Origin of the sequence: Citrobacter sp. TBCP-5362 (assembly GCF_005406305.1) — a bacterium.
Lineage (GTDB): Bacteria > Pseudomonadota > Gammaproteobacteria > Enterobacterales > Enterobacteriaceae > Citrobacter_B > Citrobacter_B koseri.
This window is the reverse complement of the sequence record NZ_CP040234.1, coordinates 3560556-3584512: the sequence shown is the minus strand read 5'-3', so window position 1 is coordinate 3584512 and position 23957 is coordinate 3560556. Positions and strand designations below refer to the sequence as shown.

23 protein-coding genes, 1 tRNA gene and 1 pseudogene are annotated in these 23957 nt (G+C 45.2%); 14 read left to right on the top strand and 11 right to left on the bottom strand.

From position 1 onward, the window contains the following. Positions 1-5 precede the first annotated feature (5 nt). Positions 6-404: pseudogene (gene crl, locus FD428_RS17125) on the top strand (sigma factor-binding protein Crl). 104 nt (positions 405-508) lie between these two features. Here the strand turns inward: crl and phoE are convergent. Then, complete coding sequence (gene phoE / locus FD428_RS17120) at positions 509-1561, bottom strand: phosphoporin PhoE (RefSeq protein ID WP_024130644.1); 1053 nt, start codon at positions 1559-1561, stop codon at positions 509-511. Positions 1562-1850: 289 nt separating this feature from the next. Here phoE and proB point away from each other — a divergent pair, with 289 nt between their 5' ends. The 13 genes from proB to FD428_RS17050 all read left to right on the top strand — a co-directional run bounded on the left by proB (position 1851) and on the right by FD428_RS17050 (position 14094). Continuing rightward, a complete protein-coding gene (proB, locus tag FD428_RS17115) occupies positions 1851-2954 on the top strand; it encodes a glutamate 5-kinase (RefSeq protein ID WP_114847656.1) in 1104 nt (367 codons plus the stop codon). Positions 2955-2965: 11 nt separating this feature from the next. Continuing rightward, the gene (proA, locus tag FD428_RS17110) at positions 2966-4219 is read left to right on the top strand and encodes a glutamate-5-semialdehyde dehydrogenase (RefSeq protein ID WP_114847657.1); all 1254 of its coding nucleotides are present in this window, start codon (positions 2966-2968) and stop codon (positions 4217-4219) included. A 115-nt stretch (positions 4220-4334) separates the two neighbouring features. Continuing rightward, positions 4335-4410: transfer RNA gene (locus FD428_RS17105), tRNA-Thr, on the top strand. Between the two features lie 175 nt (positions 4411-4585). Beyond that, positions 4586-5800: an integrase arm-type DNA-binding domain-containing protein gene (locus FD428_RS17100; RefSeq protein WP_020231158.1), complete on the top strand. Its 1215-nt coding sequence runs from the start codon at positions 4586-4588 to the stop codon at positions 5798-5800. A 326-nt stretch (positions 5801-6126) separates the two neighbouring features. Continuing rightward, positions 6127-6327: an AlpA family transcriptional regulator gene (locus FD428_RS17095; protein ID WP_020231157.1), complete on the top strand. Its 201-nt coding sequence runs from the start codon at positions 6127-6129 to the stop codon at positions 6325-6327. A 122-nt stretch (positions 6328-6449) separates the two neighbouring features. Next, positions 6450-6725, top strand: coding sequence for a hypothetical protein (locus FD428_RS17090; protein WP_000711964.1), 276 nt, complete (start codon positions 6450-6452; stop codon positions 6723-6725). Positions 6726-8013: 1288 nt separating this feature from the next. Continuing rightward, positions 8014-8301 carry a hypothetical protein gene (locus FD428_RS17080; RefSeq protein ID WP_020231154.1) on the top strand — a complete coding sequence of 96 codons (288 nt, stop codon included), beginning with the start codon at positions 8014-8016 and terminating at the stop codon, positions 8299-8301. An 11-nt stretch (positions 8302-8312) separates the two neighbouring features. Continuing rightward, entirely contained in the window at positions 8313-8588 is a 276-nt protein-coding gene (locus tag FD428_RS21865; protein WP_071595938.1) for a hypothetical protein, read from the top strand. Positions 8589-9072: 484 nt separating this feature from the next. Further along, complete coding sequence (locus FD428_RS17070) at positions 9073-9375, top strand: hypothetical protein (protein ID WP_080224986.1); 303 nt, start codon at positions 9073-9075, stop codon at positions 9373-9375. A gap of 182 nt (positions 9376-9557) precedes the next feature. Next, the gene (locus tag FD428_RS17065; RefSeq protein ID WP_114847658.1) at positions 9558-9806 is read left to right on the top strand and encodes a hypothetical protein; all 249 of its coding nucleotides are present in this window, start codon (positions 9558-9560) and stop codon (positions 9804-9806) included. Continuing rightward, positions 9800-10198: a hypothetical protein gene (locus FD428_RS17060; RefSeq protein WP_114847659.1), complete on the top strand. Its 399-nt coding sequence runs from the start codon at positions 9800-9802 to the stop codon at positions 10196-10198. Before FD428_RS17065 ends, FD428_RS17060 begins: the two co-directional genes overlap by 7 nt. Further along, a complete protein-coding gene (locus FD428_RS17055; protein ID WP_080224989.1) occupies positions 10170-11633 on the top strand; it encodes a relaxase/mobilization nuclease domain-containing protein in 1464 nt (487 codons plus the stop codon). The genes FD428_RS17060 and FD428_RS17055 overlap by 29 nt, the downstream gene beginning before the upstream one ends. A gap of 301 nt (positions 11634-11934) precedes the next feature. Next, the gene (locus tag FD428_RS17050; RefSeq protein ID WP_059334104.1) at positions 11935-14094 is read left to right on the top strand and encodes a YecA family protein; all 2160 of its coding nucleotides are present in this window, start codon (positions 11935-11937) and stop codon (positions 14092-14094) included. 146 nt (positions 14095-14240) lie between these two features. Here FD428_RS17050 and FD428_RS17045 read toward each other — a convergent pair whose 3' ends face one another. The 10 genes from FD428_RS17045 to FD428_RS17000 all read right to left on the bottom strand — a co-directional run bounded on the left by FD428_RS17045 (position 14241) and on the right by FD428_RS17000 (position 23957). Then, on the bottom strand, positions 14241-14894 hold the full coding sequence (locus FD428_RS17045) for an AbiV family abortive infection protein (protein ID WP_020231146.1): 654 nt from the start codon (positions 14892-14894) through the stop codon (positions 14241-14243). A gap of 302 nt (positions 14895-15196) precedes the next feature. After that, the gene (locus FD428_RS17040; RefSeq protein ID WP_114847660.1) at positions 15197-16228 is read right to left on the bottom strand and encodes a methionine synthase; all 1032 of its coding nucleotides are present in this window, start codon (positions 16226-16228) and stop codon (positions 15197-15199) included. Positions 16229-16255: 27 nt separating this feature from the next. Then, entirely contained in the window at positions 16256-17239 is a 984-nt protein-coding gene (locus FD428_RS17035) for a DUF1852 domain-containing protein (RefSeq protein ID WP_104869048.1), read from the bottom strand. A gap of 269 nt (positions 17240-17508) precedes the next feature. Then, positions 17509-18732 (bottom strand): Zn-dependent hydrolase, encoded by a 1224-nt coding sequence (locus FD428_RS17030; RefSeq protein ID WP_114847661.1) that lies wholly within the window; start codon positions 18730-18732, stop codon positions 17509-17511. After that, positions 18729-19211, bottom strand: a complete 483-nt coding sequence (locus FD428_RS17025) for an L-2-amino-thiazoline-4-carboxylic acid hydrolase (RefSeq protein ID WP_114847662.1) — start codon at positions 19209-19211, stop codon at positions 18729-18731. The genes FD428_RS17030 and FD428_RS17025 overlap by 4 nt, the downstream gene beginning before the upstream one ends. A 17-nt stretch (positions 19212-19228) precedes the next feature. Beyond that, on the bottom strand, positions 19229-20386 hold the full coding sequence (locus FD428_RS17020) for a branched-chain amino acid ABC transporter substrate-binding protein (RefSeq protein WP_047458708.1): 1158 nt from the start codon (positions 20384-20386) through the stop codon (positions 19229-19231). 27 nt (positions 20387-20413) lie between these two features. Beyond that, a complete protein-coding gene (locus FD428_RS17015; RefSeq protein WP_110494636.1) occupies positions 20414-21133 on the bottom strand; it encodes an ABC transporter ATP-binding protein in 720 nt (239 codons plus the stop codon). Further along, positions 21126-21893: an ABC transporter ATP-binding protein gene (locus tag FD428_RS17010; protein ID WP_012133754.1), complete on the bottom strand. Its 768-nt coding sequence runs from the start codon at positions 21891-21893 to the stop codon at positions 21126-21128. The genes FD428_RS17015 and FD428_RS17010 overlap by 8 nt, the downstream gene beginning before the upstream one ends. Then, positions 21890-22996 (bottom strand): branched-chain amino acid ABC transporter permease, encoded by a 1107-nt coding sequence (locus FD428_RS17005; protein WP_049010604.1) that lies wholly within the window; start codon positions 22994-22996, stop codon positions 21890-21892. Before FD428_RS17005 ends, FD428_RS17010 begins: the two co-directional genes overlap by 4 nt. A 10-nt stretch (positions 22997-23006) precedes the next feature. Further along, entirely contained in the window at positions 23007-23957 is a 951-nt protein-coding gene (locus FD428_RS17000; protein ID WP_024130638.1) for a branched-chain amino acid ABC transporter permease, read from the bottom strand.

The following is a 23957-nucleotide window of genomic DNA, read 5'->3' as shown; positions in this document are numbered from 1 at the left end:
TCGCAATGACGTTACCGAGTGGACACCCGAAAAGTAGATTGATCAAGAAATTCACTGCGCTTGGCCCGTATATACGCGAAGGGCAGTGCGAAGATAATCGTTTTTTTTTCGATTGCCTGGCTGTTTGCGTCAACGTGAAGCCAGCGCCTGAGAAACGTGAATTCTGGGGCTGGTGGATGGAACTGGAAGCGCAGGAAAAACGCTTTACCTACAGCTACCAGTTTGGCCTGTTTGACAAAGAAGGTAACTGAACCGCCGTGCCGATTAAAGAGACCGAGGTGGTTGAACGCCTGGAGTACACCCTGCGCGAGTTTCATGAAAAATTGCGTGCACTGCTGACTTCGCTGAATCTGGCGCTGGAACCCGCCGATAACTTCAAAGAACCGGTGAAGTTAACGGCGTAACATAGAATAGTGCCGGATGACGCTACGCTTATCCGGCCTGCAACAGTGCAAAAGAGTAGGCCGGATAAGACGCCTGAGCGTCGTCATCCGGCAAATTAAGACAATCAGAACTGGTACGTCATACCAATCGCGACGATATCATCGCTGCTTACGCCCAGCTTGTTATCATCGTCAATCTGGTTGATTTTATAATCAACGAACGCGGACATATTTTTATTGAAATAATATGTTGCGCCCACATCGATATATTTCACGATATCTTCATCACCGATACCTTCAATATCTTTGCCTTTAGACTGAACATAGCCCAGGGAAGGACGCAGACCGAAATCAAACTGATACTGGGCAACCGCTTCGAAGTTTTGCGCTTTATTGGCGAAACCACCGGAAATAGGCGCCATGTTGCGGGTTTCAGAATAGATAGTCGCCAGGTAAATGTTATTGGCGTCATATTTCAGACCCGTCGCCCAACCTTCCGCGTTTTTACCTTGTCCGCGAGATTGCAGGTTCTGCTCATTGGTGCGGTCTGAATTGGCGTATGCGCCGATGATGGCGAAGTCGCTGCCGCCGAAGTCATAGCTCAGAGATGTGCCGAAACCGTCGCCATTCTGCTTTTTGACGTCGCGGTTTTCGTTTTTACCCTGATATTGCAGGGTTAAGTTCAGACCATCGATAACGCCGAAGAAATCGGTGTTACGGTAAGTTGCCAGGCCACTGGCGCGTTTGGTCATAAAGTTGTCGGTCTGTGCAAGGCCGTCGCCGCCGAATTCAGGGAACATATCCGTCCACGCGGCAACGTCGTACAAGGCGCCCAGGTTACGACCATAATCTAACGAACCGAAATCGTTCAGCTTCAGACCCGCAAAAGCCAGACGAGTTTTCTGACCGCCTTCGCTTTCTGTTTTGTTACCGGCGAACTCAGCTTCCCAGCGACCGTAACCGGTCAGCTGATCGTTAATCTGCGTTTCGCCTTTAAAGCCAAAGCGGATATAAGTCTGGTCGCCATCTTTGCTGTCATCATCACTGATGTAGTGCATCGCTTTTACTTTGCCATACACGTCCAGTTTATTACTGTTTTTGTTATACACTTCTGCTGCCTGCACGGATGCCGATGCAACAATACCCATCACCACTAATGCCAGAGTGCTCTTTTTCATTTTCATTCCTGATTTAAAATTACGCGCTAATATTCGCTGGGAGTGATCCCCGTGAAAAACAGGATGGTTTTTAACGCTCTGCAATGAAGGTTTTATGACAAATTAAGAATATTTTTAAAAAAGGATGATTTATTATTGCGGTAATAAAATTGTCAGAAACTGCCGCTACGCTTGCTGATCCTGCGCAACAAAATTTCATGCTTTGTGCTCTGGTTGTTGGCAACCGGGGCCAGTCCTGCTAAAACGTTCGTTTGATATCATTTTCCCCTATTTTGAATGGCAGAGAATCATGAGTGACAGCCAGACGCTGGTGGTAAAACTCGGCACCAGTGTGCTAACGGGCGGATCGCGCCGCCTGAACCGTGCCCATATCGTAGAACTTGTTCGTCAATGCGCGCAGCTACATGCCGCAGGCCATCGTATTGTGATCGTCACGTCGGGTGCTATCGCCGCCGGGCGTGAGCATCTTGGCTACCCGGAACTCCCGGCGACCATAGCGTCTAAACAACTGTTGGCGGCGGTGGGGCAGAGTCGTCTGATTCAGCTTTGGGAACAGCTATTCTCTATCTACGGTATTCACATCGGGCAGATGCTGCTGACGCGTGCGGATATGGAAGACAGAGAGCGCTTCCTGAACGCGCGTGACACCCTGCGTGCGCTGCTGGACAACAATATTGTCCCTGTCATCAATGAAAACGATGCCGTGGCGACCGCTGAAATAAAAGTGGGCGATAACGACAACCTTTCCGCGCTGGCCGCCATTCTGGCGGGCGCCGACAAATTGTTGTTACTGACCGATCAGCAAGGGTTGTTTACCGCCGATCCGCGAACCAACCCGCAGGCTGAGCTGATTAAAGACGTGTACGGCATTGATGATGCGCTGCGTGCGATTGCAGGCGACAGCGTCTCTGGCCTGGGAACCGGGGGAATGGGCACCAAATTGCAGGCTGCCGACGTTGCCTGTCGTGCCGGAATCGACACCATCATCGCAGCGGGCAGCAAGCCGGGCGTGATTGGCGATGTTATGGCAGGCATTTCTGCGGGAACCCGTTTCCATGCGCAAGCCTCCCCGCTGGAAAACCGCAAACGCTGGATCTTTGGCGCGCCGCCTGCCGGTGAAATCACGGTGGATGAAGGGGCGACATCTGCGATGCTGGAACGCGGTAGCTCATTATTGCCAAAAGGCATTAAAAGCGTGACAGGTAACTTCTCGCGTGGTGAAGTGATCCGCATCCGTAACCAGGAAGGGCGCGATATCGCCCACGGCGTCACCCGTTATAACAGCGACGCGCTGCGCCGTATTGCTGGTCACCACTCTCAGCAGATTGACGCGATTCTTGGCTATGAATATGGCCCGGTCGCTGTCCATCGCGATGACATGATTACCCGTTAAGGAGCCGACGTATGCTGGAACAAATGGGCATTGCTGCCAAAGCGGCGTCCTACAAACTGGCGCTACTCTCCAGTCGCGAGAAGAATCGCGTACTGGAAAAAATAGCGGACGAACTGGAAGCGCAAACTGAAAGCATCCTGAGCGCTAATGCTCAGGACGTTGCCGAGGCGCGCGAAAACGGCCTCAGCGAAGCGATGCTGGATCGTCTGGCATTGACACCGGCGCGCCTGAAAGCGATTGCCGATGACGTCCGTCAGGTGTGTAACCTGGCCGACCCGGTCGGACAGGTGATTGATGGCGGTCTGCTGGACAGCGGGCTGCGTCTGGAACGTCGTCGTGTTCCGCTGGGCGTCATTGGCGTGATTTACGAAGCGCGTCCCAATGTGACCGTTGACGTCGCCTCGTTGTGCCTGAAAACCGGCAACGCGGCGATTCTGCGCGGCGGTAAAGAGACATATCGCACCAATGCGGCAACGGTTGCGGTGATTCAGCAAGCGCTGGAAGCCTGCGGCTTACCTGCTGGCGCAGTTCAGGCGATCGACAGCCCGGATCGCGCGCTGGTCAATGAAATGCTGCGTATGGATAAATACATCGACATGCTGATCCCTCGTGGCGGCGCGGGCCTGCACAAGCTGTGCCGTGAGCAGTCGACGATCCCGGTGATCACCGGCGGGATTGGCGTATGCCATATCTTTGTTGACGACAGCGCGGAGATCGAGCCGGCGCTGAAGATCATCGTCAATGCGAAAACCCAGCGTCCGAGTACCTGCAACACGGTGGAAACGCTGCTGGTGCATCAGGATATCGCTGCGCGTTTTCTGCCTGCGCTGAGCAAGCAAATGGCGGAAAGCGGCGTCATGCTGCATGCTGACGATGCGGCGCTGGCCCAACTGAAATCAGGCCCGGCTAACGTGGTGTCGGTGAAAGCCGAAGAGTATGACGACGAGTTCCTGTCGTTGGATCTGAACGTGAAAATCGTGGCCGGCCTGGATGACGCAATTGCGCATATTCGTGAACACGGTACTCAACATTCCGATGCGATCCTGACGCGCACTCTGCGCAACGCCGATCGTTTTGTGAATGAAGTGGATTCGTCCGCCGTTTACGTCAATGCTTCTACCCGATTTACCGATGGCGGACAATTTGGCCTGGGCGCGGAAGTGGCCGTCAGCACGCAAAAATTACACGCACGTGGCCCAATGGGGCTGGAAGCGCTGACCACCTACAAGTGGATCGGCATCGGTGACGATACCATTCGTGCGTAATTAAAACCGGAGTGATGCAAAATCAGCCACTTGATTCACAAGGCTATTGACGCATCACCCGGTTAGTTTTAACCTTCTACCCCGTGATTCACACTCGTGGTCATGTCCTTTCAGGGCCGATATAGCTCAGTTGGTAGAGCAGCGCATTCGTAATGCGAAGGTCGTAGGTTCGACTCCTATTATCGGCACCATCCTACCTATTTTAACGTCTCCTTAAGTCTACTCAAATACCCTTTAAACCCTTATAATACGCGGTTTCACGGCCCTTGTTGTCTCTGCTCGTCTACTCACGTTCACAGAAATCTACGGTGAGTTGGGGGTATCAATGGGGGTATTCGCTGTTCGGTCTAAAGGAGATACCCCCAGATGAAGCTCAATGCCAGACAGGTCGAGACTGCCAAGCCCAAAGATAAACCCTACAAGATGGCTGATGGTGGTGGCCTCTACTTATTGGTTAAAACTAACGGGTCACGCTACTGGCGTTTAAAGTATCGTATCGATGGAAAGGAAAAGTTATTGGCGCTGGGGGTATATCCCGATGTGTCTTTGGCTGATGCCAGAGCAAAGCGTGATGAAGCTCGAAAAGGTATCGCTGGGGGTATCGATCCTTTAGAGCTTAAGAAAGAACATAAAGCTGAGCGTGAAGCGCAGGTCAAAAACACCTTTCAGCAAATTGCGCTCGAATGGCACAGCATGAAAGTGAAAAAATGGTCAGTTGGGTATGCCTCTGACATTCTCGAAGCTTTCAATAAAGATATTTTTCCTTTTCTTGGTCAACGGCCTGTTGCGGACATTAAGCCATTAGAGCTTCTTAATGTGCTTAAAAAAATCGAAGCCAGAGGTGCAACAGAGAAAGCAAAGAAAGTGCGCCAACGATGTGGTGAAGTGTTTCGCTATGCCATCGTGACAGGCAGAGCCGAGTATAATCCCGCTCCTGATCTCACCAGTGCCATGCAGGGGCATGAATCTACACATTACCCGTTCCTGACCACCGAAGAGCTTCCTGCCTTTTTTAAAGCCCTTGCTGGCTACTCTGGTAGTGAATTGATGGTGTTGGCAGCAAGATTATTGATCCTTACTGGCCTAAGAACGGGTGAATTGCGTGGTGCCTTATGGTCGGAAATCGATTCCGAGAAAGCGCTATGGGAAATTTCTGCTGAACGCATGAAAATGCGCCGTCCTCATATCATCCCGCTATCTACCCAAGCGTTAGCCATTATCGAAAAGATCAGAGCAATGACGGGACAATTCCCTTTGCTGTTTCCGGGCCGCAATGATCCAAGTAAGACCATGAGCGAAGCCAGTATCAATCAGGTATTTAAGCGAATCGGCTATACAGGACGGGTTACGGGTCACGGCTTCCGTCATACTATGAGCACCGTTCTTCATGAACAGGGCTACAACACCGCATGGATTGAAACCCAACTAGCCCATGTTGATAAGAATGCTATCCGTGGCACCTACAACCATGCGCAATATCTCGATGGCAGACGCGAGATGCTGCAATGGTATGCCGACTACATGGTAAGCCTTGAGAAAGGCGGTAATGTCGTACAGGGAACGTTTAATCGGTGTGGGTAAGGATAACTGCTGATGAAAGAAGGGTTATGTCTTAACGGCCATAGCCCTTTTTCTTGGCTAATGCAGATAAGAATTAAGTCAGAATTTAAACTGATGTTTATTAAGTAATTGATTAATATGAAAATTATAAAATACCTTGAAACAGGAAAATAAATAGCACTTATTGCTAAATCGCTCTACACCCCGCCCAGTGACAGCTCTCCCGCCATTTCATCTGTTTTTGTATGAAAAACACTCAATTCGAGTTCAATTCTGATTTTCCGAGGGTTGAACGTCATAAGCGATCTGAAGATACTACATTCATCAAAACAACAACGGAGAAATATATGACAACAAAAAAACTTATTCGCATGCCGGAAGTGATCAATAAAACAGGATTTAGCAAAGCATGGATCTATAGACTTATTAGTAAGGGGGATTTCCCTAAGCCGATTAAGATTGGAATAAGAGCCAGTGCCTTTGTTGAAAGTGAGATTGATGAATGGATTGAACAACTGATCTATTCATCACGTAATACAGCTGCATAATAATATATGGGTAGTATGTGAAAGCAATATAAACATATATTTATAAAATACAACAATCCCTTTTAAATAATACATGAAAGTGTAGGGGGATATTTACTTAACGATTAAATAAGGAACCAAAAATGAAAAAAGAAAATAAATGTAATAGTCAGAACTCAGCAGAACTTACAGCATTGTTAGAATACTCTCGCTTTACCAAGAAAGTGCTTGCGAAGCCTGCTAATGAAGTATTCGATCTATTTACTGATAAATATTATATGGAAACCGTTTACGATGATATTATTGAAAAAACGAAGAAGAGTATTGATCAAAGTCAGCATAGATACATAGATTTTGAAGAGGTTAGAATAAATATAATGTGTATGCATACAGAGGCCATTATGATTTGTTATATGTGAAAATAAAACATATCAAAATGGATTGTATAGCGTTTAGAGATTTTATATGAATAATATTGATATCTTAAGCAAAAGGTCAGATATATATCTGACCTTTATTAAGTCTGCTATCGTTAACCAAAATGATTTTGTGAAATATCTCCTATCTTCCTATTGACTATTAAAATATAAGATCTATAAAAAGTAAAGATACAAAAAAAGCCAGATGTTAAATCTGACTTTTTAAGGACTAAAAAAGTTTTCGCTGACTTTTTTAAGTCTTGTAATCAGTTAGAGGATTAACGTGATTACAAATATAATAAAGTATTAAATAATCTTTTCATATTTGTCAAATCTAAATCTGAGCTTTTTACAAGTCTTTTGAATACCATTTCCAGAATCTTTAATGTCCTCAAAAGCAATCAAATTATAAACCTTTGTATCAGGTCTGCATATGTGGAGCAATTGAGCGCGAGTCGCTAATGAGAGATGTCCGTATGTTTTGTTGATTGTAGGTATAGAAGGGGAAGCGACGTAATACCAACCCGAAGCGAAGTTCTAAACAGATAAGTGAAGTTGTATATGGAATAGCTATGAGAAAGCCCTACCTTTGTTGAAAGCATAAATAGGGGATAACAATACATTAATCTGCATGAACGAATCTGGGGGTGTCGTAGGGTGTCCTACATTGGAAACGATGTAGAGCTTTAAGCCAGATCAACTTGGGTGAAGTCATATTTTTCATCTTGGTTTTCGCCAATCTTGATAGATTTTCAACAAAATAAGTTGAAAATTTCAGGAGGCGAAGCCTTGGGTGAAGTCCCATTTTAGGGGGCGAACACAAGGCAGTATATAGCTCTCAGTAAAGCTAAGTTTATTTATAGTAAAGGTGCCTTGTTTTATATGGCACTAATAAAATATAAAGCAGAGCTAGATCAAAAAAACTATAAAACGAGGGCTAATAAAGTAAAAAGGAAAATATATCTAAAAAATATAAAAAAAGTCTCGTTCCAGATATCCCACCATAGAACTTTTCCCGCTGTTGTCCGTTCAAGATCCAAATCCTTAACAGAAATAGATCGGTATAAAAGATCGATATGTTAATATTGATAGGTTTTAACAATCAAAAGGCACTAAATCGATCGTTATTAATTGGTTTAAACGATCGGTTATTTTATTTTGATAGTTTTTATCTATCATTGTTTATTTTTTCGATCGGTACAAACGATATGACTAGACATGAAAATAATTGAATCCTAAGGCGTTTACAGGTCAATCGTAGATCTGTGCTATTGGTGAAGGAAAAGGTATGCGGAAATTTATGTTAGTGGCAGGTCTTGCCGTCCTGCTAGCAGGGTGTGGCGATGATGGCATCTATGGCAACTATGTTAATCAACAGTTCGGCGTCAGGCTTGATATTCAGAAAGATGTGATCAAGTTTCGCGATGGTGTTTTTACCGTTAAAAGCTGGGATGAAAGCAAGAAACCCATCTATATCGCCAAAACGCAAAACAAAAATCTCGGATCTTGGACTTTTAAAATCGAAAAAGTCAAAGATGGAGTTGTTTACCAAGGTGCGGTTTTTAAGAAAGATTAGAGGAATAGGAAATGGAAAATAATACCATTCAATGCCCATACTGTCTAAAAGAAAGTCAGAAAGGGGTTCACGTATGCACTGGATGTCAAGCAACTGTATTATACGGTGCTCCGCCGGGTTGGTGTGTATTTTTAATAGTATTCAGCACCTTAATATTATCAGTTTTGATCGGTATGAGTTCAGGAATAATAGCTGGTAATATTAGTTTATTTGTCATTGCGATTGTTGGGTTTATTATTAGCAAGTTGGTTTTTTCTGACAGGATTTCTTTCAGAAGGAGAATGTAAAATACGTCTTCCAAGGTGATGGCTCGAAGTGTCGAACCATCACCCATATAAATTTTATTTCCTCCTCTATATCATCAAGCACTAAATCGGAACCCGCAAGCGGGACCCCACGATTTAGCCCTTGACGATTTCCCCCCCCCAAAGTTGTCATAAAGACAATATATTATTTACCCTATCTTTATTTGCATTTTATTTATCGTGCAGTGTATTTATTTATGTAGCCGCTATTGACTAGTTTTTTAGATCGGTTATTTATTTAAATATAAGTTGAGTTCAGCTTTTATTTTTTAGCTTTCGGAAACTGAGGCAAGGTGTAATAGCGTATCCGCTATTTACCCAATCCTTCGGATTGCCCTATCTCGCTTTGCTCGTAGGGTTGAAAAAGATCTACCCTTCCGCCTGTTCCCCTTATCAAATGGGAGGCGGTAAATCAAACCCCAAAGATTTACTTTGGATATTATAAATAATATTAGGAGTTATACATATGTCGCACGATTTTAGTATTGAAAGAAAAAAAGATAAAAAAGTAGCTTTCTTTTTTGGTTATGCTGACGCTGTTTTTTATAAGAGTTTTCATTGTGAAGAGTATAATAATCATTTTTCAGGTAGCAATGAAGGTAAAACAATAAGTAAAAAGGGAGCAGAAAACGCATTGAATAAAATAATAAATAGCGAGGAAATAAAGAACTATCCAGATCCTGAACGTATCAATGACATTAAAGATTTTTATAATAATGTTGTTTTGAAATCAAAAGAAGAAGATGAGTTTTATATTCACTTTAGTTGAGGAAATTAATAGATGATTATAGCAATAGCAATGATGCTTCTTTGTATAATGCTTGGCGGCTTCATGATCCGTAGTTGTATGGGTAAAAAAGACTCTTCAAGCGAAGCAAAGCAATCAATATTAGACGTTAGAAAAATGATAGATAAAAAAGCACTGATTAAATATAAGAGGAGTAATAGAATATGAATAATGATGACTTAGAGAAACAAATAAGTTTAAAAATGAAGTTTGAGTTATTAGCAAGATTTTTTTATTACATAGAACAAGATAAAGATATATCTTTCAATGAAATTAATGTTGATGAACAAAGACTATGCTATTTCGTGGCTCACAGGTATATACAAGAAAATAAAGCTGATGATCTTCTAAAAACATTGATTAAGGAAAATGATGAAGACTATATAAAAGCTATTAAGGATTATATATGTTAAATACAGATAGAAAAAGAGGTCGTATAAATTTAACCTCGGAGGAACGAAGGGATATATCTATACAGTTCAGAGTAAACAAAGCAGAGTTTGAATATCTAAAATCATTAGTTTCAGCGTCTGGCCTTGAAAGAGGCCATTACATCCGAAGAGAAATATTAAAGTCTGAACCTATTGTAAGAAGACAAATGCCCGAAGTTAATCAAAAAACTTATATACAACTTTCATCGTTAGGAAACAATATAAATCAAGCAACAAAAAAACTAAATAGCAATGAATACTTTGATAAAAATGAAGTTAATAAGCTTAATTTTAATATAAAGCAAGTTAGCAGAAGGATAATAGAAATAAACAAGGATCTAAATTATGAAGGGATACGTAGCGAAGTCAGGTAAATCATTTAAAAACAGAGTTAAGTATATATTAAAAGATGATCATGATTTCATTTGTAGCAATATGTCAGCAGATAAAAATAATGTTAGTGATTTAACTGATGAGTTCAAAGCTGTAAGCAATTTTAGACCTGATATAAATAAACCAACTTTTCATGCGTTTTTATCTCTTCCAAAAGATGAGAAGCTCACAGATGAACAATGGCAAGAGATAGCAAAAGACTATTTGAAAGAAATGAATATCGATATAGACAAACATCAATATATTTGTGTGCGTCATAAAGATACTGATAAAGACCATATCCATATAGTAGCGAATCGTGTCGGCCTTGATGGTTCTGTATGGCACGGTCAGCACTCAGCATTTAATACAATAACAGCTTGTGAACGTTTAGAAGTAAAGCACGGCTTAACCATTACACAGGGACTTAAAGGTCAAAAATCAGACGTATCAGCACCAACCAAGAACGAGATCGAGCAAGCTCTTCGTACAGGTGAAAAACCAGCTCGTATCGTGCTACAGAACGCCTTACAGGCGGCTATGACAGGAAAACCAGACTTAGAGACGTTCGTAGAACGTCTGCAGGCCGTAAGCATTGAGCCAAGGTTCAATGTTGCCAGCACTGGCAACGTGGCGGGGGTTTCATTCAGTGTAAATGACATAGCGTTTAAGGGATCTTCATTAGGCAAAAAATTTAGCTGGAACACTATTAAAACAAAGGTGAAATATGACAAAAATAGAGATGATGAACTCGTTAGAAGTTTCTCAGCAAGAAAAGATGATGAACCAAATAGTATTGGACGATCACTTATTGAACCAAATATCAATGACAGTAGAGCCACTGACCGAATCGATGATGATATTATCAGAATCAGTCAGCACAGCATTGAATCAGACACAGCAGACACTAACAAGGGTGAACAACTCGTTAGAAACAACAACTACAGCTTTAAACTCAGCAAAAAATATAATAGACCAACAAGCTCTAAAGTTAGAAGAACAACACAAAAAGCTGCACAAATACGCAACAGAGTTAAAAAACAACACAATAAAGAACCAATCAAAACTTATAATAAAAGTGGCCTCGGTGGTAGGAGTAATACATATATTGGTGGTTCTATCAGTAGGATACTTTATCATGCAGAAACAGCAACAACAGCTACCCATCAATTTAGACTCAAAGGCCGTAGCAATTTCAATAGTAGAGCAGTTAAGATCGAAGAGGTAAGAGAACGTTTAGGTATAAAAAAACCTGTTATTCAGCCAAGGAATAAAGAAAAAGTGATTGAAGAAAAAATAATGAAAAAAACGTCATATATAGTGGACTATGAAAATAGATTTAAATCTAAGTTAAAAGGAAATCTAAAAGATGGATATCTAGAACAAAAAAATCAGGACAAGTTTATATTTTTCAATCAAAGAGGTTTTAAATCATGAGTTAATCTGCATTTAGTATCATCAAGAAATTATCATATGCATTAACTTTAAATGTTTGTGGTCATTTCTAAAATTACATTTTACCGCACATTCATCGATGATGAATTAAAGGAATAAGTATTCCTTTAAAAAGCAATTTGTCTAATTAATTACTTTTTACCAGTATATACCAATATAGTCTAATTTAGTTGTCATTTTAAACTTGACTAAATTTATCAAAAGTTACATAGTTTCTTGAAAAAACCACGCCCCTGCTGTTTATAATCGTTGGCATTGCTGAATAAAATATTTGGAGACAATAATGAATAATGAGCAAGCGAAATTTTTAGAGTTAGAGGAACTTTGTAAACAAGACGGTTTTATTCATGCGTATTCATATTTATGCCTAAGAGACTGTACAATAGGTTTCCAAGGAGGATTGGAAACTGATGATTTGAACCATCTAACTTCATCTGACCGATTGATTAAAACTGAGTTATCACTACTGCATGGGTTGATGCTCAAGTCCGGTTATAATGCAGTAGAAATAAGCAGCGATAAGCTAACTCAATATGTTGATTCTGCTGAACAAATTTTAAAAGATATTCATGAGGCCATAAAAACTTCAGGAATGAAAAATTTCTCTCTTGAGAATCCGAAACTTTCGTTTGAAAGTTTTTTTACGGAAAAAGATGTTGTTCGTGAGTTTATATTTTATAGTGCTGAGCAGGCATTTGAGTTTCAATTTGCATCATTCGCAAGAGAACGTTATATAGAAGATGAAGTATGGCTCCGTGATCATGTTGGTTTCGATATGAATGATGCTTATACAATATATCGAGCTATTAATGAAATGCTTAATGAAAATCTTAACTCCATTGCATCACGTAGCGAATTAATAAGTCATAAAGAATCTCGCCTTCAGTTTCATGAAATAAATGTTGATGAGCTAATTCGTTTATCTAAACAGTCAAAGGAAATAGTAATTGCTTTTTTGACTATTTTTAGTACAAGTTCAAAAGATGATAACACATCGTTTAGCTCAATAGATGATTTTAATATTATTAATGCAAAGCCTATTGTATGTCTAAATGATAAATATTATTTATTCCAGTTAACATCACTTGCTCAATCAATGTATGAAAGCCCAATATTTTGGATGCGTGAAGATAAATCGTATCGCAAGTTTGCTGATGAGCATAGAGGAAATTTCACTGAGGCATTCACATATAATAAATTAGTATCTGTTTTTGGAAGAGAAAACGTCTATGTAAATATTGATATTTTTAAAAATGCGGCAGAGAAAATTGGTGAGATCGATATACTCGTTAAATTCGGGAGTAAATATTTAATCGTACAAGCAAAATCTAAAGGTATGACGCTTTCCTCAAGAAAAGGACAAGCTGAGATTGTTAAAGATGATTTCACTAAGGGATTTCAGAACGCTTATGATCAGGCGATAGAATGCTCCAATGCTCTTATGGAAGCGGGGGTTCACTTTAAGGATGCAAGTGGAAATTTGGTAGAATTTAAAGATCGGCCTACATCTTGCTACCCAGTTTGTATAACATCTGAGAGTTATCCGTCCTTAGCTTTTCAGTGTCGACTTCATCTTAAATATGAGAAAACAGAACATTTAAAAGCACCATATATTATGGATATTTTTTTCTTAGATATTCTTACTGAGTTTCTTTCGGAGCCTTTATTTTTCTTGAGTTTTGTTGACCGCCGTACTGGTTATCATGACGCTCTAATGGCGAGCACAGAAATTGTTCTTCTATCCATGCATTTAAAATATAATTTATGGATTGAGAATGATATGACCTTTATGCATCTAGCGGATGATATTGCTTCTGACTTAGATGCTGCTTTTATGGTACGAAGATTAGCACTGCCCGGTAGTGGAACACCAAAAGGCATTTTGCAAAAATATACATCAGGATTCTTTGGTAGGCTTCTTTTTAAAATTCAACGACTGGCTAATGATGATTTAACAGATCTGGGCCTGATCCTTTTAAAAGGAAATGGTAAGTTTGTCGATATGCTTAATGAGGCAGTAGGTAGGATACAATACTTAACCATACAGGATAACCTTACTCATGATTTTACTATTCAGCTAGAAAATGGGGTTGGTGGTCTAACCGTTCATACATTAGCTGGTGATTTAGAATCAGCTCAAAATAAATTGATGGCCCATGTTAATGCAAAAAAATATTTAGCAAAGCAAAATCAATGGTTTGGGGTTTTGGTTGAGGCTGATCGACTTGGTATGGTGGCTTCGATATGTAAGCTATCCTTTCCGTGGCAAAAAGATACAAAAATGGATCTTGCAGTTAAAGAAGCAAAAATGGATAAGCCAATGATTTATGATTCGAAGGAATTAAGGGGGAAATTTAAAGTTAAGCTTGGAAGAAATGATAAGTGTTTATGTGGAAGCGGTAAAAAATATAAAAAATGCTGTCTTATAAAAAATAATCTATGATGTTAGAATGACTCTTAATATAATTTGTAGGTTTGATAGGTATTTTTGTATGGACAATAAATGGGCAGATAATTATATCTGTCCATGTCTCGCTATTTATTCCGATAAGCCGTATGTATTTTTCAACCGAAATTCGAAAGTGTTTATTATTTTTGTGGGAAATTTCTATTTCTCCACCCTTCGTTTTTTATTCCACTTTTGTGTGGCCATTTTAATAGGTTGTTATAAATTTTGTAATCGAATACATCGTCCATGTTTTTCCCTCCTTCAAAGTAGAATTCATCTTCTTCAATTCTTTTACATATTTTTATTAACTCATCATTGATTATTGAAATAATTTCCTTTGCATCTCCTTGTTTTATTCTCCAAGGAGTGGATATTCTACTGTCTGTATCTATTTTCCCCTTGCTACGAGATAGTCCAACATATATAGAGTTTTGTTTTTTTTCTTCCAGTTTTCTACTTTGTATTAATGATATAAATTTTGGTGAATAATCATTTGTTTCTCTTGCTACAAAATTCCATTGTTTTTTAGGATGTTGATATAGGAGCTTAAGCCATTCCTGCTCAAAATCTGCTTTTGGATAGCCTTCATTTGTTTCAGATGTCCAGATATAGTGATCCACCCAGTTAGCCTTTGAAAACTCTTCAAGAGCTAACACGGAAAGCTGAAATGCGCTGGGATATGATCCATTTCTATAGAGTAAAATAGAGTCAAAATGAAGTCGTATAGTATTTCTTAACGATTCGGTGGCTATTTTGTTGAGCTTATATTTTGAGATGCCATCTTCTTTCTTCATAGAAACTCCATTCCATAGGTTAACTCGCTATACAAACATATATTATCATAGAGTATGGAACTTCCCCACCATCCGCTATAGCGAGTGATGTTCAAAAGGAACTACCATTAAGTAATAATCTCACATCATGAACACAAAAAATCTATTGGGGGTATCTTCGGGGGTATCACCAAAGATGGAACATATAATTTTCATTAATAATCAATAAATTAATGCATAGGTGTTGTTCCTATTATCGCACCATTTCAAATTCCTCTCAGATCTACCGAAATCAACTCAAAGCCCGTATCTTATTAACAGAGTCATTTAGCCGAAAGTTCTCTTCGGATGATTTCTGCGCCTGCGCTTAGGGCATCGAGCTTACCTCTGGCTACCCGACGAGATAAGGGGGCCATACCACAGTTGGTAGAAGGATAGAGCTTGTCGGCATCGACAAACTGAAGCGCTTTACGTAACGTACTGGCGACTTCTTCTGGTGTCTCAATGGTGTTGGTTGCCACGTCAATGGCCCCTACCATGACTTTTTTACCGCGAATCAGTTCAAGCAGATCCATTGGAACATGCGAGTTATGACATTCCAGTGAGATGATATCGATATTAGACGTTTGCAGTTTGGGAAAAGCTTCTTCATATTGTCTCCACTCTGACCCCAGCGTCTTTTTCCAGTCGGTATTGGCTTTGATGCCATATCCATAGCAGATATGCACAGCGGTTTCGCATTTTAGCCCTTCAATGGCTTTTTCTAACGCGGCGATCCCCCAGTCATTCACTTCATCAAAAAACACATTAAATGCGGGCTCATCAAACTGGATAATATCGACGCCGGCAGCTTCTAACTCTCTGGCTTCCTGATTGAGAATTTTTGCAAATTCCCAGGCCAGCTTTTCGCGGCTTTTATAGTGGGCATCGTAGAGCGTATCGATCATCGTCATAGGCCCTGGCAGCGCCCATTTAATCGGCTGACGAGTGAGCTGGCGTAAATACTTTGCATCTTCAACAAAAACGGGTTTTTGACGCGCTACCGCATCAACAACGGTCGGTACGCTCGCATCATAGCGATTACGAATTTTAACAATCTGACGTTTCTCAAAATCAACGCCGCTGAGGTGTTCAATAAACGTGGTGACAAAGTGTTGGCGCGTTTGCTCGCCATCACTAACAATATCAATACCTGCCCGTAGTTGATCATCCAGGGACAAACGTAGCGCATCTTGTTTTCCCTCGATTAATTCCTCATTTTGCAATTTCCAGGGCGACCAAAGCGTCTCAGGTTGAGCAAGCCAGGAAGGTTTAGGTAAACTGCCAGCCGTTGAAGTGGGTAGTAATATTTTCATAATCGATGACCTTTTATTTTCGGTTAATCAAAGAGCGTAGTGAGCAGACCATTTTTCAAGAATATCTTTGTATGGTTTGATGAAGTGCTCTTCTGTAAACTTTCCTTGCTCAATAGCCAGCTGGCTGCGTTCTTCCCGATCATAAACAATTTTTGTTAATGAATGATCCTGGTGGTTCAGATTTGGTTGATAGCATTGACCTGCTGCGGCGTTAGCATTGTAAATTTCAGGTCGGTAAATCTTCTGGAACGTCTCCATCGTGCTGATGGTGCTGATAAGTTCAAGATTCGTGTAATCACTAAGTAAATCACCAGAAAAATAAAAGGCTAAAGGTGCAACGCTATTTTTGGGCATAAAATAGCGAACCTGCAAATCCATTTTTTTGAAGTATTTCTCAGTTAACGAAGAACCACCTGGCTGGTATTCGATACCCAATACAGGATGCTGATTTCCAGTCCGATGATAGATATCGTTACTTGACACGCTGAGGCATATCACAGGTGGTTTTTTGAAATGCTCTTTGTATTCATTTGAGTTTATGAAATGTTTAAATATGTTCCCATGCAAATCACCAAAATTATCTGGAATGCTAAACTCAGGTTTGTTTTTGTTATGTTCTGGCAGTAATACGCTAAAATCATAATCTCGTACGTAAGAGGAAAAATTATTCCCGACAATACCTTCAAAACGTTCGTTGTTCTTTTTGTCAATAATATTGGTTTTTAATATTTCAATTGCGGGGAACGTATCGCTGTTGCTATCAACGTTAATATTCATCGCAACAGAAATGATATCAAGTTCCACAGAATAACGATCGCTTTTGGGGTTATCCCAATACGCCAGTGTATTGAAGCGATTGTCAATCATCACTAACGTGTTGCGTAAGTTTTCCTGGCGGTTCTTTCCTCTGGCCAGATTCGCAAAGTTGGTAGTAATACGCGTATTTTCAGAAGGGTTATAATGTTCATCGAAGCGACTGCTTTTGATCGTAAATGTAAAATCGTTATTCATCGTGATTCTGCATCCTAAGTCATGATATGAAAACTGAATTAATTTATTGATTTTACAGAGTTACCTGACTTTATTATTTAGCAGTCTTCATGTTATCAATAAGTGAGTAAGGTCTCTTTTATGCCAGAGTCACTGGATGAGTGAAAGAGACTTAATTTCATTACAACATGAGTCATATTCATGGTCTGCTGTATGGTCAAACCCGGTCATGCTTGTAATCGATTAAGTTGAATAGTGATTCTTCTGACTGACCGGTTCACCTGGCTCTGTTATTCAAGCGCAGCTGGCAGGATGCTGTGCAGCAGAACATTAGCGCCTTTTTCTGCCCATTCCGGCTGAATATTTTCTGCCTCGTTATGGCTGATGCCTTTTTCGCAGGGGATAAAAATCATGCTGGCGGGCGCGATTTTGCTGATATAACAGGTATCGTGACCGGCGCCGGACACCATCCGTTTGCTGCTGTATCCCAGTGCCTGGGCCGCGTTTGCGCTGCGCTGTAGACAGGTCTCGTCAAATGCGATGGGGGCGTAATCGAAGATGCGTTCCACGTCGAGCTGAATGCCGCGCTGATTCAGATCGGCGGTTGCCTTGCGAAGCGCCGTTTCCATTGCCTGGAGGGCGGCAGTCTGTGGATGACGAAATTCCACGCTGCAATGTACTTCCCCTGGCACTACGTTACGCGATCCCGGTGAAATCTGCGCCATGCCGATTGTCGCTCTGCCGTCAGGTTCGTGCTGATTGCCAATGTCTTCCACCGCCAGCGCCAGACGGGCGAAGGTGGTCAACGCATCGCGGCGGCTGGCCATTGGCGTGGTGCCGGCATGGGCGGCAAATCCGCGGATTACAACGTTGAACCAGCGCTGGCCCATAGCGGCATGCACCAGGCCGATATCAATACCTTCCTCTTCGAGAATCGGGCCTTGCTCGATATGTAGCTCGTAACAGGTGTAGACAGGGAAGGCGACGGCGGGCTGGTCGCCACGGTAACCGATGGCCTCAAGCGCCTCGCCGACGCTGATGCCGTCCTGATCTTCACGCGCCCATGCGTATTGTTGTGTGAACTGCCCGCTCCAGACGCCGGAGGCCAGCATTGCTGGCGCGAAGCGTGCGCCTTCTTCATTGGTCCAGTTGACCAGTACAATATCGCGTTCGGTCTCAATGTTCTGATCGTTTAAAGTACGCAGCACTTCCAGCCCGGCCAGCACGCCGTAAATTCCATCATATCGCCCACCCAGCGGCTGAGAATCAACGTGTGAACCGGTCATCACCGGCGCAAGCTGTGGTTTTTTACCGGCGCGGCGAATAAACATGTTGCCCATGCTATCGATTTCGCAGCGAAACCCGGCTTCCTGCGCCCAGTCGCGCAGTAAATCACGGGCGAGGCGATCCTCATTGCTTAATGCCAGTCGGGTGACGCCACTAGCTGGCGTGCCGCCGATTTGCGCCATTATCTCAAGCGTCGACCATAAACGCTCTGCGTTCACGCGGATCATACGTCTTCCTTTTTGGTGCGATAGCGAAAGTCACAGCATGCGCCACCCTGCATGATGGTGGTCGTACGGGTCAGCTCCACGTCGGGCGCGTAGCCGACGATAAATTTCTCATCTCGGGCGCAGGAGAGCAGGTGACCAATCTCACCGAGGCCCATCTCGTGGTACATCTCGGCATAACGGCAACGGGTGACGTTATAGTTGTACTGCTTGTCGTCGGCGTCGATCACTTTGACATCCAGCGCGTTATCCTTCTCCCACAGGTATTGCAGGGCGATAAAACTCTTCACGTCTGTGCCATTCGGCTCCTTGTGCGCAAATTCTTTACCGGCATCGATCGCCGCCTGCTCAATGGCTTCGCCAATGACCGCCTGGGCGCGGGCTTTCCCTATCTCGCGCACCAGGATTTCATAGATTGGTTTAATAATCTCTGCTTCTATTTTGCGGCGGGCGAGAATGCCCAGCTCATTATTATCACTCATCACATTGCCTCACTGCGTTACTTCGTTTTGGCGCCGCCCAGTACCGTTTGCGGCTGCCATTTACCATCCACGACTTTGTAGACGGTGAAAGACGGCGATTTCAGGTTGCCTTCATTATCAAAAGCGATCTGCCCGGTAACGCCGGAATAGCTTATTGCGCGCAGAACCGGCAGATACTCAGCCGGATCGACAGAGTCGGCTTTTTCCATCGCAGCAACCAGAACGCGGGTGGCGTCATAGGCGAATGGGGCGTGGAGTTCAATATGGGTGTGGTAGCGAGACTGATACTCTTGCTCAAACGCCTTACCGCCCGGCATCTGCTCAACTGGCAGGCCCGGCTCCAGCGCCACGACGCCTTCGCCTTCTTTCTGGGCCAGTTGCAGGAAGGTCTGGCTGACGAAGCCGCCTGCGCCCATCAGCGTGGCGTTCATACCCAGCTGTTTGATACGACGCGCCAGCGGCGCGGCCTGGCTATCCACGCCGCCGAAGAAGATCAGGTCAGCATTTTTGCTACGAATGGCGGTCAGCACGGCGCTGAAATCCACGGTTTTGTCGTCAACGTACTGACGGTCAACAATCTTCACGCCCTGCGCTTCAAGTGATTTTATAAACTCGTCAGCCAGCCCCTGACCGAATGCGGTACGGTCGTCGATCACGGCAATACGTTTTGCCTTCAGGGTATTCACCGCGTACTGACCGGCAAACTGGCCGCCGTCGTCGTCATGCCCCATCACACGGAAGCTGGTATCAAAGCCCTGTCTGGTATAGGCATGACCGGTGGCAACAGGCGCGACCTGGGCGATACCCGCATCGTGATAAACGCGTGCCGCCGGAATACTGGTGCCGGTATTCCAGTGGCCGACTACGCCCGCCACGCCGCTATCGACCAGACGCTGCGCCACAGCCACGGCAGTGCGCGGGTCGGACTGATCGTCTTCAGATTGCAGCCTGAAGGTCACCGCTTTACCACCGATGGTCGGGTGCTGCTTGTTGATATCGTCAATCGCCAGTTGGGCGCCGTTCTCCAGATCTTTACCAATACGGGCAGACGGGCCGGTAAGCGGGCCTGCAAGACCGATGGTCACGGTTTCGCTTTTAGCTGACCATGCACCTGTAGAGGCAAAACTACTGAGCAGAATAGCGGCGCTGAGCGCACTGATTTTTACTGTTTTCATTGTTTTTCCCTGCTGTTGGTGAGTGTGTTAAACAGGCATTTCGCCCAAATAAATCTGTGCAATTTGATCGTCATTAAGCATCGCTTTCGACTCGCCGTGATGCACAATGCTGCCGCTGTCCATCACCCAGGCGCTGTCGGTTACTTCCAGCGCCAGTCGGGCGTTTTGTTCAATGAGCAGCAGGGCGACGCCGCGTGCGCGCAGCCCGGCGATCACGGTAAAAATGTTTTCCACCATCCTGGGGGCTAACCCCATAGATGGCTCGTCGAGGATCAGCAAACGCGGGCGGCTCAGCAGGGCGCGGTTGAGCGCCAACAGCTGCTGTTCGCCGCCAGAGAGCAGTCCTGCAAGCTGGTGCTGGCGTTCGCCAAGACGCGGGAAACGCTCAAAAATCTCTGCCATTTCGCGCTTAACGCTGGCGGCGTCACGCCTTAACCATGCCCCCATCTGCAAATTTTCAAGCACCGTCATGCGGGCAAAGATGCCGCGACCTTCCGGCACCATCACCAGCCCGTTGCGCAGCAGCGTCTCCGGTTTCTGTTTGCGTACGGCTTTGCCATTGAACTCAATGTTGCCGTTAAAACTTTCCAGCCCGGTGATGGCGCGCACGGTGGAACTTTTACCCGCGCCGTTGGCGCCAATCAGCGTGGCTTGTTCACCCTCATGCAGGGTAAAGGAGATATCGCGAACGGCCTGAATACCGCCGTAATGCACATCCAGGCGTTCCACCTTCAGTAACTCAGACATGCTTATTGCCTCCAAGCCAGGCTGCGATAACTGCCGGGTCGCGACGCACGCTATCCGGTGTGCCGCAGGCCAGCGTTTTGCCGTAATCGAGCACCGTCAGGCGGTCGCAGATGTTCATCACCAGCTTGACGTCGTGCTCGATCATCAGCAGGGTTTTGCCATCTTCACGAATACGAATTAACAGCTCGCCAAGCGCGACCTTCTCGGCGGCATTCATCCCCGCAGCAGGTTCGTCAAGCGCCAGAAGCAGCGGATCTGTAGCCAGCGCGCGGGCGATCTCAAGACGACGCTGGTGGCCATAGGCCAGATCGCAGGCGCGGTAATGGGCAAACTTTGCAATGCCGGTGTACTCCAGCCAGCGCCAGGCCTGTTCGCGGGTTTGCGCTTCTTCCTCACGGGCGCGTTTATGGCGGCTCAGTGCAGCCCATAGCCCATTACGGGTACGAACGTGGCGACCGACCATCACGTTTTCCAGCACCGACATCTCGTTGAACAGACGCACGTTTTGAAAAGTGCGTGCAATCCCGGCGGCGGTGACTTTCTCTATCTGTTTTGGGTAATAGGGTTGGTCTGCAATAAAAAACGCCCCCCTGTCTGCCGGGTAAAGCCCGGTAATCAGGTTAAAACAGGTGGTTTTTCCGGCTCCGTTGGGGCCGATCAGACCGTAGATCTCGCCTTTATTGATGGAAAGCGAAACATCGTCCACGGCGGTCAGGCCGCCAAAGCGTTTGGACATATTGCTCACGGTTAACAGGCTCATGCTTTCACCTCTTTGTGGCGAACCGGCCAGATACCGGATGGGCGAACCAGCATCACCAGCACCAGTGCAAGGCCGTAGAAGAGCTGGCGCAAAATTTCCGGGTCAATCAGTACCGTGCCGAACAACATCTGTTGAACAGGGGCCGCCTGGCTACGGAGCAGTTCCGGCAGGGCGGTCAGGAGTACCGCACCGAGGATCACGCCGGGGATATGGCCCATACCGCCCAGCACCACCATCGCCAGCACGGCAATGGACTCTTGCAAGGTGAAGGATTCCGGGGAGACAAATCCCTGAAACGCGCCAAACAGTGCGCCAGCGACGCCGCCAAACGAGGCGCCCATAGCAAAAGCCAGCAGCTTATAGTTACGCACGTTAATGCCCATCGCGCGGGCCACGTCTTCGTCCTCACGAATCGCGTGCCAGGCGCGGCCGATACGTGAGTGTTGCAGGCGCAGGCAGACAAAAATGATCGCCACAATGACCAGCATCAGCAGGTAGTACCACAGCCACAACGCGGGCACTTTAAAGCCGAGCCAGTGATAAACACCGCTGAACTTCAGGCCAAACAGGTTAAGCGTATCCACGCCGGTGATGCCTTTGGCGCCGTTGGTGATATTCACCGGGCGATCGAGGTTGCGCATCAGAATGCGGATAATTTCGCCAAAGCCCAGCGTAACAATTGCCAGATAATCCCCGCGCAGCTTCAGCGTCGGTGCGCCAAGCAAAATGCCGCATACGGCAGCGACCAGTGCCGCAGCAGGAACGATCAGCAGATACGAGGTATGTAGCCCGTCCGGGAACCAGACGGTGAGGATTGGGAACACCTCAGACAGATGGGGAGAGGCCAGCAGAGCGGCCAGATAAGCCCCAACGGCATAAAAGGCAATAAACCCCATATCCAGCAGGCCGGTATAGCCCACGACGATATTGAGCCCCAGCGCCAGCATGATGTAGAGCAGGGCGAAATCGATCACGCGGACCCAGTAGTTACCGCCAAGCTGACTGGCAACGACAGGAGCGATCAGCAATGCGATGCAGAACAAAGTCATGCCTGACCAGAATTTGCGCGTCGTGGCTGGAGCTTGCAGTTGTACGGTTGTCATTGATTTTCCCTTACGCTCTGTGCGCCACGCGCTCGCCCAGCAAACCTGCCGGACGGAATACCAGCACCAGGATCAACACGATGAAGGCAAACACGTCCTGGTAATTACTGCCAAAGACGCCGTTAGTGAGTTCACCGAGATAGCCCGCACCCAGCGCTTCTATGACACCCAGTAAAATCCCGCCGATCATCGCGCCGCGAATATTGCCAATGCCGCCAAGCACGGCGGCGGTGAACGCTTTAATTCCGGGTAGAAAGCCCATTGAGAAGCTGGCGTTACCGTAGTTGCTCGCCATCATCACGCCGGCCAGCGCCGCAAAAATGCCGCCGATAGCAAACGTCAGGGTGATGATGGCGTTTGGGTTAACGCCCATCAGCGTGGCGACCCGCGGATTCTCTGCCACTGCGCGCATGCCTCGCCCGAGACGAGTGTATTCAACCAGCAGCCATAGACCGGTCATGACCGCCAGCGCCAGCCCGACGGTGACAATGCCGGTGAGAGTGATAATCGCGGGTGGATGAGTTTCGCCGCCGGAGGTCACGGCGATCGGGGCCATCGACAGGATCTGCGGGAACATCAGCGGGTTGCGGGTCCAGACGATCATCGCCACGGTTTGCAGTAATACGGAAACGCCGATACCGGAGATCAGCGGAGCCAGCCGTGGGGCGTTACGCAGCCTGCGGTAGGCGAAACGTTCCACCGCCATTGCCAGCAGGGCGCAGACGGCCATCGCAATGAGCAGCGCTACACCGAGTTGCAATAACTGCGGCATAGCAGGGAAGGTATGATTCAGGACATTGATGGCGGAGAGCGTAGTAAGCGCGCCAACCATCAGGATATCGCCGTGAGCAAAGTTAATAATACGCAAAATACCATACACCATGGTATAGCCCAGCGCGATCAGCGCGTAGATGCTGCCCAGCATCACACCGTTTATCAGTTGTTGTATGAGTGTGTCCAA